A 15,014-nucleotide genomic window follows, 5' to 3' on the forward strand; every position below is an offset into this window, starting at 1 on the left:
ACGGCTGGTTTTTTTTCATCCTCAGATCGCGTTACGTTAGTTATTGGCTTCGTTATCTGTCGATCGCACACGTTTTTTGCGATCCAGCAAACAATGGGTTTCAGGATCGTAATAACGGCTTGGCCATATCTCGGACGGATGGACATTGATCGCATCGGCAATCAGCCATTCGCCTTTAGGCCAGGGGCGCGAAAGCGCGTTGGCCAGGGTTGATGAGCTTAGTCCTGACTGACGTGAAAGCGCCGCAAGTGTGGTACCGCGTTTACGAAGCGCGGCAATAATATCGGCAGGATGCCAGTCCTCAGTCCTGTTCTGCATAACCTTTTTCTCCTTGTCCTTGTCAGTAAGTCACACGCGAGTGGTGATAACTTATTTAAATACTATCTGGAAATTTATGGGTTTTTATATCAGAGAATTTCCATAAGATTCCAGTAATATTTAGGCAAGCAGACAGAACTGAGCGGCCTGACGCAAAAGGCGCGTAACGCATGCAAGGGCGGAGAAAGGGGGAGAGCAACGGAGCCAGGGCGGCTCCGTCAGGGATCAGAAATCGCGTTGTACCGACATGTGCGCCAGTGACTCCAGGGCAGAGCGCCACGGCGTTTCTGGCAGAATCTGCAAGGCTTCAATGGCTTTATCGGCCTCCTGTTCAGCACGCTTACGCGTCCATTCCAGTGAGCCACACTGATTCATGGCTTCCAGAACCGGTGCCAGTAAATGGCGGCCATTACCCTGTTCAATAGCATCACGGATCATTTTCGACTGCTCAGGCGATCCATTGTTCATCGCATGAAGCAGGGGCAGGGTGGGTTTACCTTCGCTGAGATCGTCGCCGGTATTTTTCCCCAGGGTTTCCCCGTCCGCGCTGTAGTCCAGTAAATCATCAATTAACTGGAAAGCCGTTCCCAGATAGCGCCCATAATCCTGCAGCGCTTTTTCCTGCGCCGGCGTTGCCTCCGCTAAAATTGCCGATGCCTGAGAGGCCGCTTCAAATAAGCGCGCGGTTTTACTGTAGATCACCCGCATATAGCTCTCTTCCGTGATGTCAGGATCGTTGACGTTCATCAGCTGGAGCACTTCACCTTCAGCGATGACGTTCACCGCTTCAGACATCAGCGCCAGGATGCGCAGCGAACCCATGCTGGTCATCATCTGGAAGGCGCGAGTATAGATAAAATCACCAACCAGCACGCTGGCTGCATTGCCAAATGCAGCGTTCGCGGTGGCCTTGCCACGGCGCATATCGGATTCATCCACGACATCGTCATGCAGAAGCGTGGCGGTGTGGATAAATTCGATCAGCGCCGCATTGGTGACGTGTAGATCGCCCTGATAGCCCATGGCGCGTGCTGACAGCACGGCAATCATGGGACGGATGCGTTTACCGCCACCACTGATGATGTAATAGCCCAGCTGGTTGATGAGCGAGACATCTGAATTCAGCTGGTCGAGTATGGTCTGGTTAACGGCAGCCATGTCCTGTGCGGTTAATTCGTTAATCTGTTCTAAGTTCATTCGTCTTTTCAGCTATGACTCGTTTCTCTGCCATGGTAAGCGGTTTTACCCAGCCAGCGTTCAGTAATCTGTTACTGATTGTACTTGAATTTTCAGGTTGAGAAACGTTTGCATTGAGCCTGTGTTTTTTTTCTGCAAGAGTGTGCAAAGTGCTCTTGTCTTCTGTTGGAGTTTTGCGTAGAATTCGCGCCCTATTGTGAATATTTAGCGCGCCGCCTGATGAACTGAAAGGCAAGCGCAGAAGCGGAGTTTTATATGTACGCGGTTTTCCAAAGTGGTGGTAAACAACACCGAGTAAGCGAAGGTCAGACCGTTCGCCTGGAAAAGCTGGACATCGCAACCGGTGAAACCATCGAGTTTGACCAGGTTCTGATGATTGCAAATGGCGAAGACGTGAAAATCGGCGCGCCACTGGTTTCAGGCGGTGTGATCAAGGCAGAAGTTGTTGCTCATGGTCGTGGCGAGAAAATTAAGATCGTTAAGTTTCGTCGTCGTAAGCACTACCGTAAGCAAGCAGGCCATCGCCAGTGGTTCACTGATGTGAAAATCACTGGTATCACGGCGTAAGAGGAGATCTGACAAATGGCACATAAAAAGGCTGGTGGTTCGACTCGAAATGGTCGTGACTCCAATGCAAAACGTCTGGGTGTAAAACGTTTCGGTGGCGAATCTGTCCTGGCAGGTAGCATCATCGTTCGTCAGCGCGGAACCAAATTCCACGCGGGTAACAATGTAGGTTGTGGTCGTGACCACACTCTGTTTGCTACTACAGACGGCAAAGTAAAATTCGAAGTTAAAGGTCCGAACAACCGTAAATATATCAGCATCGTTGCTGAGTAAGGTTGTCGTGACGCAGACGTTTCACGTCTGAACGCACGAATTGAAGGCCCCGCAACTCTTGCGGGGCTTTTTACATTCTGCGACCCATTGCCCGACAGGCGACATCGCCTGAAAGATTGCTGTACACTTTATGTACACGCTGGCGTAAGCCAGTTTTGATTTATCCGCCGCTGGTCACGCAGAAGACCCTGGCGGACCCGTCTGCAGCGTATTGCAGACGATTGTGTGACGGAGAAAGAAAATGAAGTTTGTTGATGAAGCGACAATTTTGGTCGTCGCAGGTGATGGCGGTAATGGTTGTGTCAGTTTCCGCCGCGAAAAATATATCCCGAGGGGCGGCCCGGACGGTGGTGATGGTGGTGATGGCGGCGACGTATTTTTGGTTGCTGACGAAAACCTCAACACGCTGATCGATTATCGTTTCGAAAAATCTTTCCGCGCTGAGCGTGGGCAGAATGGTCAGAGTCGTGACTGTACCGGTAAGCGTGGTAAAGATATCACCGTTAAAGTACCGGTAGGCACCCGCGTTATCGACCAGGGAACTGGCGAAACACTGGGCGATATGACGCGTCACCAGCAGACGTTGATGGTAGCCAAAGGTGGCTGGCATGGCCTGGGAAATACCCGTTTTAAATCCTCGGTTAACCGCAGTCCGCGTCAAAAAACCATGGGCACGCCCGGTGAGAAACGCGATCTGCAGCTGGAGCTGATGCTGCTGGCTGATGTGGGCATGTTGGGTTTACCTAATGCCGGTAAATCGACCTTTATTCGTGCCGTTTCTGCTGCCAAGCCAAAAGTGGCGGACTATCCCTTTACCACCCTGGTGCCAAGCCTTGGCGTCGTGCGTATGGATAGCGAGCAGAGCTTTGTTATCGCAGATATTCCCGGCCTGATTGAAGGCGCGGCCGAAGGCGCAGGTTTAGGCATTCGCTTCCTGAAGCACCTCGAACGCTGCCGCGTGCTGCTGCACCTGATCGATATTGCTCCCATTGACGAGAGCGATCCGGTTGAAAACGCCCGTATTATTCTGGGTGAGCTGGAAAAATACAGCGATAAGCTGTTTAACAAACCGCGCTGGCTGGTGTTTAACAAAGTCGATCTGATCGACGACGAAGAAGCGCAGGCGCGCGCAAAAGCCATTGCCGAGGCGCTGGGCTGGGAAGATAAATACTATCTTATCTCTGCCGCCAGCCGTCAGGGCGTCACTGACCTGTGCTGGGATGTGATGAGCTTTATCAACGCCAACCCGAAAGAAGCTGACGTTGAAGAAAAACAGCCGGAGAAAGTGGAGTTCATGTGGGATGATTACCACAAAGAAGCCATTGAAACGGCAACGGTTGAAGAAGACGAAGAGTGGGATGACGACTGGGATGAGGATGACGACGAAGGCGTCGAAATCATCTACCAGCGCTAAACCTCTTATAACTGCCCCCTTTCCGCCGGAACGGGGGCAGATTTATTTCAGCACTCCGCCAGCACCGCCCGCGTAAATCCTGCGCTACAGCCTAATCTATCCTGTTTGTTATGAATCTCAATCTGCCACGACGGACTGCGTTTACCCACATGCAAATGACGCGCAGCCGACCACCTGAAACGGCGCGCTGATGGCTGGTATTCACTTCCCACGCCCGCCACGTGGCTGCCCCTTCCTCTGCTGCCAGATAGCCTGCCACAGAAGCCCGGGTTGCGGCTAACCTCATCGAGGCTCCGCCATGCAGTTGGTCAACGGGTTGCCGTGTCCGTCAGCGAAAAAGCCTGCCTTTACTCACTTATTAACTTAAGTAAAAATTATGCTTTTTCGACGCGCGTCTGGCGCGGATTGGCGACTGGACGAGTGTTACTTCCGTGAAGGTAAAACAGAGTGAAGGGATAATGCGACCACAACGCCACCTGGAGATAGCAGGGCTACCACTAGCTCGAACGGGTCGGGATGCACCGGCATGTACGTGTAAACACCCAGTGTCAATCGACAATAAAAAACGCAGCGGATGAATTGTCCGCTGCGTTTTATCAGTATGAATCAGTAATTCTTATTAATATCGCGATAAAGTCGGCTTTCAAAACGCACCAGTGGAATACGGCGCGTGCGCTGATCTTCAGGCGGAACCGCGTATCCCGACAGGAACTGCACGAACGCCATACGCGCCCCGCTGGAGGTGGTGATAAAGCCTGCAAGGTTGTAAACACCTTGCAGCGAACCGGTTTTTGCCGACACTTTGCCATCCAGTCCTGCTTCATGCAGGCCGCCACGGTACTGCAGCGTGCCATCGTGTCCGGCCAGCGGCAGCATCGAAATATAGTCCAGTTTGCTGTCGTTCTGTGCAATATATTGCAGGACCTGCATCATGGTGGCGGGGGAGATCAGATCGTGGCGTGACAGGCCCGAACCATCCACCTGGATGCTGTTACCTAAATCAATATTGGCCTTTTCACGCAGGACGCGACGAACCGCGTCTGATCCCGCACGGAAGGTGCCGGGCACGTTGAAGTAATGGTGGCCGATAGTACGAAAAACCGTGTCGGCAATCATATTATCGGACTTCTTCAACATGGTGTGCAGCAGCGTATGCAGCGGGGCCGACTGCGTAGAAGCCAGCACCGTACCCGGCTCGGTCACCTGCGTCTGGCGCAACAGATGGCCGCTGTAATCAATACCAGCAGAACGCAATTCAGCTTTCAGGATCTCGCCTGCCCAGGCTGCGCCATCCTGAACCGCAAAGGCCAAAGGAAGCGGATCGCTGCGCTGACGCATACAGCCGGTTAAGGTGTAGCGGTTCAACTCTCCCGGCACGACGTCCAGCTCGCAGTATTGCCCTTCGCCACTGTTGCGCCCAATCGTGCGTACCTGGCTCAGCATGTGCGCCGGGTAATAGGATGCAATGCGGATAAAGGCATTTTCGCCTGCCTTCTCAGCACTGTAGAGCGAAACCGAGAAGCAGTTTTTATCCACAATGGCTGCGGCAGGTGGTGCACTAAAGCACTGGGTCATGTCGTTCCACGGCCAGCCCGGTGCGGCGTCATGGCTGGCAAACACCGAGGTATCAATGACCAGATTACCTTTGATGTGCGTGATGCCTTGTTTTTTTAACGCCGCGACCATATTACGCAGATCCTGGCGGCCCAGCGTCGGGTCGCCAGCAAACCGGGCAACTAAATCACCATTAAGCGTGCCATCGACCAGCGCGCCTTTGGTTTCAAAGGTCGTTTGAAAACGGTAATCACCGCCCAGTTCCAGTAAAGCCGCCAGGGCGGTAATCACTTTCATGGTACTGGCGGGAAGTGCCATCTGTTTCCCGTGGTAATCAATAATTGGCGTTGATGCGCCCACTTTTTGCACCAGCAAAGCCAGATTGGCACCATCTGGCAGATACTGCATGTATTCATCAACTGGCGCTGCTTGTGCCTGCAGCATAAAAGCACAGGTTAATCCGGTAACAAGTCGTGAAAATCGCATAATCTCGCGGTAACTGACAGGTGAAGGCGACAATACTACGTCCCAGGACGGTGGAAAGTAAACGATGACCCGCAGGGAACTCTGGGTTAAAATACGTATCAAATTGCAAAACCTTTTCTGGCCTGGAACACTTTCCGGGTCAGTATTCTTTTATTTGCAAAACGAGGTCTTGCGCCGCAGAACGCTTTTTTCTGCAGTCACCGGTCAGGATGCACCGTGAAACAGGAATGATGACGAGGAGCTAAAATGAACCAGATTCCGATGACGTTAAGAGGCGCTGAAAGGCTGCGCGAAGAGCTGCATGAGCTGAAAACGGTGAAGCGCCCGCGCATTATTGCCTCCATCGCGGAGGCCCGCGAGCACGGCGATTTGAAAGAGAACGCCGAATACCATGCTGCGCGTGAAGAACAGGGGTTCTGTGAGGGACGCATTCAGGAGATTGAAGCCAAACTCTCCAATGCACAGGTGATTGATGTGACTCAGATGCCGAAAACCGGCCGCGTGATTTTTGGCGCAACGGTTAGCATCCTGAATGTGGACACCGATGAAGCCTTTACTTATCGCATCGTGGGTGATGATGAGGCAGACTTTAAACAAAATCTGATTTCTGTTAACTCGCCGATGGCACGTGGTCTGGTGGGTAAAGAAGCCGATGACGTTGTGATTATCAAAACGCCAGGCGGTGATGTTGAGTACGAAATCCTGAAGGTGGAATACATCTGACAGGGTGCAACTGTCTGAAAAGGGTTGCCGTACAATGTAAAGAAAGGAAAAAGGCCGCGCTGCGGCCTTTTATCCCATGTAAGAGCATGGCACTTTCTTTGCCCACTTAACGTGGCAGAGAAATCTTGCTCTCTTTAGCGGGGCGATACAGCACCAGCATTTTGCCAATAACCTGAACGTTGCTGGCACGGGTCTCACGTACAATGGCTTCAACGATCAACTGCCTGGTTTCACGTTCTTCAGCGGCAATTTTCACCTTGATCAATTCGTGATGTTCCAGCGCTTGTTCAATCTCAGCCAGGACACCTTCGGTCAGGCCATTGCCTCCGAGCATGACAACTGGCTTGAGCGGATGGGCGAGGCCTTTGAGGTGCTGTTTTTGTTTGGTACTTAGATTCATCGTATTATTTACTTACTCGGGGATTGAAAACGGTTCATTCTACCGCCATCTCGGGTATATCGCCAAATCGACGCAGCCTATCGCGTGCAGATTTATCGCTACGATGACGATTTAGTTGGAAATTTTATGACCGGTAAAAAGCGTTCAGCCAGCTCCAGCCGCTGGCTACAGGAACACTTTAGCGATAAATACGTGCTCCAGGCACAGAAAAAAGGGTTGCGTTCGCGCGCCTGGTTTAAACTTGATGAAATACAGCAGGGTGACAAGCTTTTCAAACCCGGTATGACCGTGGTAGATCTGGGTGCTGCACCCGGTGGCTGGTCACAATATGTGGTACAGCAAATAGGGACCAAAGGCCGCGTTATTGCTTGTGATATTCTGCCGATGGACCCTATTGTTGGTGTCGATTTCCTTCAAGGTGATTTTCGTGAAGAATCGGTGATCAAAGCGTTACTTGAACGTGTGGGCGATCAAAAAGTCCAGGTCGTCATGTCTGATATGGCACCGAATATGAGTGGTACACCTGCCGTAGATATTCCCCGGTCGATGTATTTGGTGGAGCTGGCGTTGGAGATGTGTCGTGACATTTTGGCTCCCGGCGGTAGTTTTGTAGTGAAAGTGTTCCAGGGAGATGGCTTTGATGAATACCTGCGGGAAATTCGCTCCCTGTTTACGAAAGTGAAAATACGTAAGCCTGACGCTTCACGTTCACGTTCACGTGAAGTTTATATTGTGGCGACTGGGCTTAAACTGTAACCAACGTAATGGATAACCCGGCATTCCTGCTGCGATTCCATGTGCGAAGGATCTATAGTACCCTACGCTATCTGTTAACACCGTTGTAATATGAGGTTAATCCCTTGAGTGACATGGCGAAAAACCTGATTCTCTGGCTAGTCATCGCGGTCGTGCTGATGTCGGTCTTCCAGAGCTTTGGGCCCAGCGAGTCGAATGGCCGTAGGGTTGATTATTCAACCTTCCTGTCGGAAGTGAACCAGGATCAGGTCCGCGAGGCACGTATTAACGGGCGTGAAATTAACGTTATCAAAAAAGACAGCAATAAATACACCACTTACATTCCTGTCAATGACCCCAAGTTACTCGATAACCTGTTGACCAAGAACGTGAAAGTGGTTGGTGAACCACCGGAAGAACCCAGTCTGCTGGCGTCTATCTTCATCTCATGGTTCCCAATGTTACTGCTAATTGGTGTGTGGATTTTCTTCATGCGTCAAATGCAGGGCGGCGGTGGCAAAGGCGCAATGTCCTTTGGTAAAAGCAAAGCCCGCATGCTGACGGAAGATCAGATTAAAACCACTTTTGCTGACGTTGCAGGCTGTGACGAAGCGAAAGAGGAAGTCAGCGAGCTGGTTGAATACCTGCGTGAGCCGAGCCGTTTCCAGAAGCTGGGTGGTAAAATCCCTAAAGGCGTGCTGATGGTTGGCCCGCCGGGTACCGGTAAAACCTTGCTGGCGAAAGCCATTGCGGGTGAAGCGAAAGTGCCCTTCTTTACCATTTCGGGCTCTGACTTTGTTGAAATGTTCGTTGGTGTGGGTGCATCTCGTGTGCGCGACATGTTTGAACAGGCGAAGAAAGCGGCACCCTGCATTATCTTTATCGATGAAATCGATGCTGTCGGTCGTCAGCGTGGCGCCGGTTTAGGTGGCGGTCACGATGAACGTGAGCAGACCCTGAACCAGATGCTGGTTGAGATGGATGGTTTTGAAGGTAACGAAGGCATCATTGTTATTGCCGCAACCAACCGTCCAGACGTTCTTGACCCTGCGCTGCTGCGTCCGGGCCGCTTTGACCGTCAGGTTGTGGTTGGCTTGCCAGACGTTCGTGGTCGTGAGCAGATTTTGAAAGTGCACATGCGCCGTGTGCCGTTAGCAACTGATATCGACGCGGCAATCATCGCTCGCGGTACGCCGGGCTTCTCAGGTGCCGATCTGGCTAACCTGGTCAACGAAGCGGCGCTGTTCGCTGCGCGCAGCAACAAACGTGTAGTGTCGATGGTTGAGTTTGAAAAAGCCAAAGACAAGATCATGATGGGTGCAGAGCGTCGTTCCATGGTGATGACGGAAGCGCAGAAAGAGTCCACGGCTTATCACGAAGCCGGTCACGCCATTATTGGTCGCCTGGTGCCAGAACACGATCCGGTACACAAAGTGACGATTATCCCGCGTGGTCGTGCATTAGGTGTGACATTCTTCCTGCCTGAAGGCGACGCAATTAGCGCCAGCCGTCAGAAACTGGAAAGCCAGATTTCAACGCTGTATGGCGGTCGTCTGGCTGAAGAGATTATCTACGGTGTAGAGCATGTCTCAACGGGCGCATCGAATGACATCAAAGTGGCGACCAATCTGGCACGTAACATGGTGACCCAGTGGGGCTTCTCTGAAAAACTGGGTCCATTGCTGTACGCAGAAGAAGAGGGTGAGGTTTTCCTTGGTCGCTCCGTGGCGAAAGCCAAGCATATGTCCGATGAAACCGCCCGTATTATCGACCAGGAAGTGAAACATCTGATCGATACTAACTATCAGCGTGCGCGTCATATCCTGGGTGAAAATCTGGACATCCTTCATGCGATGAAAGACGCGCTGATGAAGTATGAAACCATTGATGCACCGCAGATCGACGACCTGATGGCACGCCGGGAAGTGCGTCCGCCAGCGGGCTGGGAAGATCCCGGCAGCAGCAATTCTGACAGTAATGGCACGCCAAAGGCACCGCGTCCGGTCGATGAACCGCGTACGCCAAACCCAGGCAACACCATGTCAGAACAGTTAGACAAATAAGACGCCACGTCTTTTAATAAAACCCCGGCTGGTCCGGGGTTTTTTACATCTATACATTGTGCGCCACAAGGAGTTTTTCACCATGAAATTGTTCGCCCGTGATTCCCATCTCGATTTGTCATTTCCACATGTGATGGGCATTCTGAATGTCACGCCGGACTCTTTTTCCGATGGTGGTAAACATAACGCGCTGGTCGACGCGCTCACGCATACCAATGAAATGGTCAATGCCGGCGCAACCATTATTGACGTCGGTGGCGAATCCACGCGTCCCGGCGCGGATGAGGTCAGTGTTGACGAGGAGCTTGAGCGGGTGATCCCGGTGGTCGAAGCGATCGCTCAACGTTTTGAAGTGTGGATTTCGGTCGACACGTCTAAGGCTGAGGTCATCACGGAAGCCGCCAGAGTGGGCGCTCACATTATCAATGATGTTCGCTCTTTATCCGAGCCGGGGGCGCTGGCCGCCGCTGCCGCGACAGGCTTGCCTGTGTGCCTGATGCACATGAAGGGCGAGCCACGAACCATGCAGCAGGCACCGGCTTATCAGAATATCGTCAACGACGTGGATGCGTTCTTCGTCGAGCAACTGGCCCGCTGCGAGGCGGCCGGAATAAAAAAAGAGAATCTGCTGCTCGACCCGGGCTTCGGATTCGGTAAGAATCTCAGCCACAATTATGAGCTGTTGGCCCGTCTCAGCGATTTCCACCATTTTGGTCGGCCATTGCTGGTTGGTATGTCGCGTAAGTCGATGATTGGTCAACTGCTGAACGTGGGGCCAGGTCAGCGTCTGACCGGCAGCCTGGCCTGTGCAGTTATTGCCGCCATGCAGGGGGCACACATTATTCGCGTTCACGATGTGAAAGAAACGGTCGAAGCGATGCGCGTGGTCGAAGCGACACAAAGAGCTAAAGGATGACAGAGCATGAGTAATCGTAAATATTTTGGTACAGATGGGATTCGCGGCAAAGTGGGTGAGTCACCTATCACCCCTGATTTTGTTCTGAAACTTGGCTGGGCCGCAGGGAAAGTTCTGGCACGCCACGGTTCGAAAAAAATTATTATAGGTAAAGACACGCGTATTTCGGGCTATATGCTGGAATCTGCGCTGGAAGCTGGCCTGGCTGCGGCAGGCTTATCTGCTGCGTTTACCGGCCCGATGCCGACGCCTGCCATTGCCTATCTGACCCGAACGTTCCGTGCCGAAGCCGGTATCGTGATTTCAGCCTCTCATAATCCGTTTGATGATAACGGCATTAAGTTCTTCTCTGCCGAAGGCACCAAGTTGCCTGACGATGTGGAAGAAGCGATTGAGCTGGAAATGGAAAAGCCGCTGACCTGTGTTGAATCAGCCCTGCTGGGCCGCGCCAGTCGTATCGTGGATGCCGCCGGACGTTACATTGAATTTTGTAAAGGCACCTTCCCCAGCGAGCTCAGCCTGAATGGCCTGAAAATTGTGGTGGACTGCGCTAACGGCGCAACCTATCACATCGCACCTAACGTACTGCGTGAACTTGGCGCAACGGTGATTGCGATCGGTGTGCAGCCTGACGGCATGAACATCAATAAAGCGTGTGGCGCGACCGATCTGAAAATGCTGCAACAGCGTGTACTGGCTGAGAAAGCAGACATTGGTCTGGCTTACGATGGTGACGGCGATCGCATTATGATGGTTGACCATCTCGGCGAGAAAGTGGATGGCGATCAGATTCTGTATATCATTGCCCGCGAAGGTCTGCGCCAGGGGCAGTTGCGCGGCGGTGTCGTGGGAACGCTGATGAGCAACATGGGGCTGGAACTGGCCCTGAAGCAGCTGGGCATTCCCTTTGTGCGTGCCAAAGTGGGCGACCGCTATGTGCTCGAAAAACTTCAGGAAAAAGGCTGGCGGCTGGGCGCTGAAAACTCAGGCCACGTGATTCTGCTGGATAAAATCGCCACCGGCGACGGCATTGTGGCAAGTTTGCAAGTGCTCACTGCTATGGTACGTAATCATATGAGCCTGCATGACCTGTGCACCGGAATGAAGATGCTGCCTCAGGTACTGGTCAATGTGCGCTTTGCCGGTGAGCACGATCCCCTGGAAAGCGATGCCGTAAAAGCGGTAGCGCAGGACGTAGAAAAAGCGCTGGCTGGAAAAGGGCGCGTGCTGCTGCGTAAATCCGGTACCGAACCCTTAATCCGCGTGATGGTCGAAGGTGAGGATGCCGCCCAGGTGACGGCACTGGCTAACCAGATTGCCGATGCGGTCAAAGCCGTCTGACGCGCGTGACAGGCAGGCGCAGCAGCCTGTTCCTGCCTGTAAAATCATCGCACTGGCGCTTTTTTCTGCAATCAGCCTGTGACAGCTAAATTGCACTTGCAGAGGTATGCGCCATTGGTTAGTATTCACACCCGCTTCTGATGGGTGATGAACACACTCCCCGTCATATTGGTTGAAGCTTTAACTGTGCGGATTACGCGCAAGGAAACAGGTTGATTATGTACGAAGCTCTGTTAGTTGTTTTCCTTATTGTAGCAATTGGCCTTGTGGGTCTTATTATGCTGCAGCAAGGCAAAGGCGCTGATATGGGAGCATCATTTGGTGCAGGCGCGTCTGGCACGCTGTTTGGTTCAAACGGGTCGGGTAACTTTATGACTCGCATGACCGCAGTTCTGGCTACGCTGTTTTTCGTCATCAGCTTGATTCTGGGTAACCTGAACAGCAATAAGATCTCCAAAGGAAGCGAGTGGGAAAACCTCACTGCGCCAGCTCAGTCTCAACAGCAGACTCAGCCAGCTAAACCGGCTACGCCGGGCAATGATATCCCGCACTAATAGCAGTAAAAATAGCGTCAAACTAAAGCGGCAGAACAGCGTCGCAGTCAGTGCAGTACCGAGGTGGTGAAATTGGTAGACACGCTACCTTGAGGTGGTAGTGCTCGAAAGGGCTTACGGGTTCAAGTCCCGTCCTCGGTACCAAATCTTAGTATTACTTGCATTTTATGCATGTTCGGCGTAATATTCGCCACGTTTTCGGACGCGGGGTGGAGCAGCCTGGTAGCTCGTCGGGCTCATAACCCGAAGGTCGTCGGTTCAAATCCGGCCCCCGCAACCACTTTCCCTTAGAGTTCTTTTTCAAATATACTGTGTGCATCGACGGGCGCATAAGCAGCGAATTTTGAAAAAAATTCTTTTGGATGGGCGTCCGGGCCGCAATGCGGCATACAGGGTCCAGTGATAAAAAGCCCCGAATATTCGGGGTTTTTTGTTATTAGCGAATCGTAATACTGGGCTATAGGCCCTTTTTTTATGTCTTGGGGGTGGGCTTGTCCACATTAGAGCAAAAATTGACAGAGTTGGTATCTGCTCCGGTAGAAGCGCTCGGCTACGAACTGGTCGGAATTGAATTCGTTCGTGGTCGCACATCAACCCTGCGCATCTATATTGATAGTGAAGATGGCATCAATGTTGACGATTGCGCGGACGTCAGCCACCAGGTGAGTGCGGTGATGGATGTGGAAGATCCCATCACGGTTCCTTACCACCTTGAAGTGTCCTCACCGGGGCTCGATCGTCCTCTGTTCACTGCAGAACATTATGCACGCTTTACCGGCGATGAGGTGAGCCTGGTGCTGCGTATGGCCGTTCAAAACCGCCGTAAATGGCAGGGAATTATCAAGTCTGTTGAGGGTGAGATGATAACGGTAAACGTTGAGGGTAACGACGAGGTGTTCGCGCTGAGTAATATTCAGAAAGCGAACCTGGTCCCCCACTTTTAAAAGTCCGGATTGAGGCCAACCAGGATGAACAAAGAGATCTTAGCTGTTGTAGAAGCCGTTTCTAACGAAAAAGCCCTGCCGCGTGAGAAAATCTTCGAAGCGCTGGAGAGCGCGCTGGCGACTGCGACCAAGAAAAAGTACGAGCAGGAAATTGACGTACGCGTCAGCATCGACCGTAAAAGCGGCGACTTCGATACCTTCCGCCGTTGGGAGATCGTCGATCAGGTTACGCAGCCAACGCGCGAGATCACGCTGGATGCGGCTCGCTACGAAGACGAGTCTCTCAATCTGGGCGAATACGTAGAAGACCAGATTGAATCCGTAACGTTTGACCGTATCACGACCCAGACGGCGAAGCAGGTTATCGTACAAAAAGTACGTGAAGCCGAGCGTGCAATGGTGGTGGATCAGTTCCGCGAGCAGGAAGGCGAAATCATCACCGGTGTGGTGAAGAAAGTGAACCGTGACAACATCTCGCTGGATCTGGGCAACAATGCTGAAGCCGTGATCCTGCGTGAAGACATGCTGCCACGCGAAAACTTTCGCCCGGGCGACCGTATTCGCGGTGTACTGTATGCAGTACGTCCTGAAGCCCGTGGCGCGCAGCTGTTTGTGACGCGTTCTAAACCTGAAATGCTGATCGAACTGTTCCGCATTGAGGTGCCAGAAATTGGCGAGGAAGTGCTTGAAATTAAAGCCGCGGCCCGCGATCCGGGTTCACGTGCAAAAATTGCAGTAAAAACCAACGATAAACGTATCGATCCGGTCGGTGCCTGCGTCGGCATGCGCGGTGCGCGTGTTCAGGCTGTGTCCAGTGAACTGGGCGGCGAGCGTATCGATATCGTGCTGTGGGACGATAACCCAGCACAGTTTGTTATTAACGCCATGGCCCCGGCTGATGTGGCGTCAATCGTGGTTGATGAAGATAACCACACGATGGATATCGCTGTTGAGGCTGGCAATCTGGCCCAGGCGATCGGCCGTAATGGCCAAAACGTGCGTCTGGCTTCACAGCTGAGTGGCTGGGAGCTGAACGTGATGACCGTCGATGATCTGCAGGCTAAGCATCAGGCTGAAGCCCATGCAGCAATCGATATGTTCACGAAGCATCTCGACATCGACGAAGAGTTCGCCACCATTCTGGTGGAAGAGGGCTTCTCAACGTTGGAAGAAATGGCCTATGTGCCTATCAACGAGCTGTTGGAAATTGACGGCCTCGACGAAGAGACCATTGAAGCCCTACGTGAACGAGCAAAAAATGCGTTAACCACCCTGGCACTGGCAAAAGAAGAGAGCCTTGGTAATCAGGAACCCGCTGAAGACCTCTTGAATCTTGAGGGTCTGGATCGTGCACTGGCTTTCCGCCTGGCATCCAAAGGCGTTTGCACGCTGGAAGATCTCGCAGAGCAAGGTGTTGACGATCTGACGGATATTGAAGGGCTGACTGATGAGCAAGCTGGCGCGCTGATTATGGCCGCACGCAATATCTGCTGGTTCGGCGATGACGCGTAATAACAGGAAGGAACAGC

Annotated in this window: 16 protein-coding genes and 2 tRNA genes; 13 read left to right on the forward strand and 5 right to left on the reverse strand. The window is 52.5% G+C overall.

From position 1 onward, the window contains the following. Positions 1–36 precede the first annotated feature (36 nt). The gene (locus A6A26_RS07425) at positions 37–318 is read right to left on the reverse strand and encodes a helix-turn-helix domain-containing protein (protein ID WP_063878148.1); all 282 of its coding nucleotides are present in this window, start codon (positions 316–318) and stop codon (positions 37–39) included. 225 nt (positions 319–543) lie between these two features. Next, positions 544–1,515: an octaprenyl diphosphate synthase gene (gene ispB, locus A6A26_RS07430; RefSeq protein ID WP_063878149.1), complete on the reverse strand. Its 972-nt coding sequence runs from the start codon at positions 1,513–1,515 to the stop codon at positions 544–546. A gap of 255 nt (positions 1,516–1,770) precedes the next feature. Between ispB and rplU the strand changes: the two genes are divergently transcribed. The 3 genes from rplU to cgtA all read left to right on the forward strand — a co-directional run bounded on the left by rplU (position 1,771) and on the right by cgtA (position 3,769). Further along, entirely contained in the window at positions 1,771–2,082 is a 312-nt protein-coding gene (gene rplU, locus A6A26_RS07435) for a 50S ribosomal protein L21 (protein ID WP_013024339.1), read from the forward strand. A 15-nt stretch (positions 2,083–2,097) separates the two neighbouring features. Beyond that, the gene (rpmA, locus tag A6A26_RS07440) at positions 2,098–2,355 is read left to right on the forward strand and encodes a 50S ribosomal protein L27 (RefSeq protein WP_063878150.1); all 258 of its coding nucleotides are present in this window, start codon (positions 2,098–2,100) and stop codon (positions 2,353–2,355) included. Positions 2,356–2,596: 241 nt separating this feature from the next. Continuing rightward, the gene (cgtA, locus tag A6A26_RS07445) at positions 2,597–3,769 is read left to right on the forward strand and encodes an Obg family GTPase CgtA (RefSeq protein ID WP_063878151.1); all 1,173 of its coding nucleotides are present in this window, start codon (positions 2,597–2,599) and stop codon (positions 3,767–3,769) included. Positions 3,770–3,860: 91 nt separating this feature from the next. Here cgtA and A6A26_RS25400 read toward each other — a convergent pair whose 3' ends face one another. Then, positions 3,861–4,055 (reverse strand): hotdog family protein, encoded by a 195-nt coding sequence (locus tag A6A26_RS25400; protein WP_074180991.1) that lies wholly within the window; start codon positions 4,053–4,055, stop codon positions 3,861–3,863. Between the two features lie 320 nt (positions 4,056–4,375). Next, on the reverse strand, positions 4,376–5,809 hold the full coding sequence (dacB, locus tag A6A26_RS07450; RefSeq protein WP_063881085.1) for a serine-type D-Ala-D-Ala carboxypeptidase: 1,434 nt from the start codon (positions 5,807–5,809) through the stop codon (positions 4,376–4,378). A 246-nt stretch (positions 5,810–6,055) separates the two neighbouring features. Between dacB and greA the strand changes: the two genes are divergently transcribed. Next, on the forward strand, positions 6,056–6,532 hold the full coding sequence (greA, locus tag A6A26_RS07455) for a transcription elongation factor GreA (RefSeq protein WP_063878152.1): 477 nt from the start codon (positions 6,056–6,058) through the stop codon (positions 6,530–6,532). A gap of 106 nt (positions 6,533–6,638) precedes the next feature. Here greA and yhbY read toward each other — a convergent pair whose 3' ends face one another. Next, complete coding sequence (gene yhbY / locus A6A26_RS07460; protein ID WP_063878153.1) at positions 6,639–6,932, reverse strand: ribosome assembly RNA-binding protein YhbY; 294 nt, start codon at positions 6,930–6,932, stop codon at positions 6,639–6,641. A 126-nt stretch (positions 6,933–7,058) separates the two neighbouring features. Here yhbY and rlmE point away from each other — a divergent pair, with 126 nt between their 5' ends. From rlmE to nusA, 9 genes are all read left to right on the forward strand, one after another. Next, a complete protein-coding gene (gene rlmE / locus A6A26_RS07465) occupies positions 7,059–7,688 on the forward strand; it encodes a 23S rRNA (uridine(2552)-2'-O)-methyltransferase RlmE (RefSeq protein ID WP_063881086.1) in 630 nt (209 codons plus the stop codon). A gap of 113 nt (positions 7,689–7,801) precedes the next feature. Beyond that, positions 7,802–9,730: an ATP-dependent zinc metalloprotease FtsH gene (gene ftsH / locus A6A26_RS07470; protein ID WP_063878154.1), complete on the forward strand. Its 1,929-nt coding sequence runs from the start codon at positions 7,802–7,804 to the stop codon at positions 9,728–9,730. Positions 9,731–9,812: 82 nt separating this feature from the next. After that, complete coding sequence (gene folP / locus A6A26_RS07475; protein WP_063878155.1) at positions 9,813–10,646, forward strand: dihydropteroate synthase; 834 nt, start codon at positions 9,813–9,815, stop codon at positions 10,644–10,646. Positions 10,647–10,652: 6 nt separating this feature from the next. After that, positions 10,653–11,987: a phosphoglucosamine mutase gene (gene glmM / locus A6A26_RS07480; protein ID WP_063878156.1), complete on the forward strand. Its 1,335-nt coding sequence runs from the start codon at positions 10,653–10,655 to the stop codon at positions 11,985–11,987. 218 nt (positions 11,988–12,205) lie between these two features. Next, a complete protein-coding gene (gene secG / locus A6A26_RS07485) occupies positions 12,206–12,541 on the forward strand; it encodes a preprotein translocase subunit SecG (RefSeq protein ID WP_063878157.1) in 336 nt (111 codons plus the stop codon). Between the two features lie 57 nt (positions 12,542–12,598). Beyond that, positions 12,599–12,685 (forward strand) — tRNA-Leu (locus tag A6A26_RS07490). Between the two features lie 59 nt (positions 12,686–12,744). Then, a tRNA-Met gene (locus A6A26_RS07495) sits at positions 12,745–12,821 on the forward strand. 211 nt (positions 12,822–13,032) lie between these two features. Further along, the gene (gene rimP, locus A6A26_RS07500) at positions 13,033–13,485 is read left to right on the forward strand and encodes a ribosome maturation factor RimP (protein ID WP_006121761.1); all 453 of its coding nucleotides are present in this window, start codon (positions 13,033–13,035) and stop codon (positions 13,483–13,485) included. Between the two features lie 24 nt (positions 13,486–13,509). Next, the gene (gene nusA, locus A6A26_RS07505) at positions 13,510–14,997 is read left to right on the forward strand and encodes a transcription termination factor NusA (RefSeq protein WP_063878158.1); all 1,488 of its coding nucleotides are present in this window, start codon (positions 13,510–13,512) and stop codon (positions 14,995–14,997) included. Positions 14,998–15,014 lie beyond the last annotated feature (17 nt).

Source organism: Pantoea sp. OXWO6B1 (genome assembly GCF_001641135.1).
GTDB lineage: Bacteria > Pseudomonadota > Gammaproteobacteria > Enterobacterales > Enterobacteriaceae > Pantoea > Pantoea allii.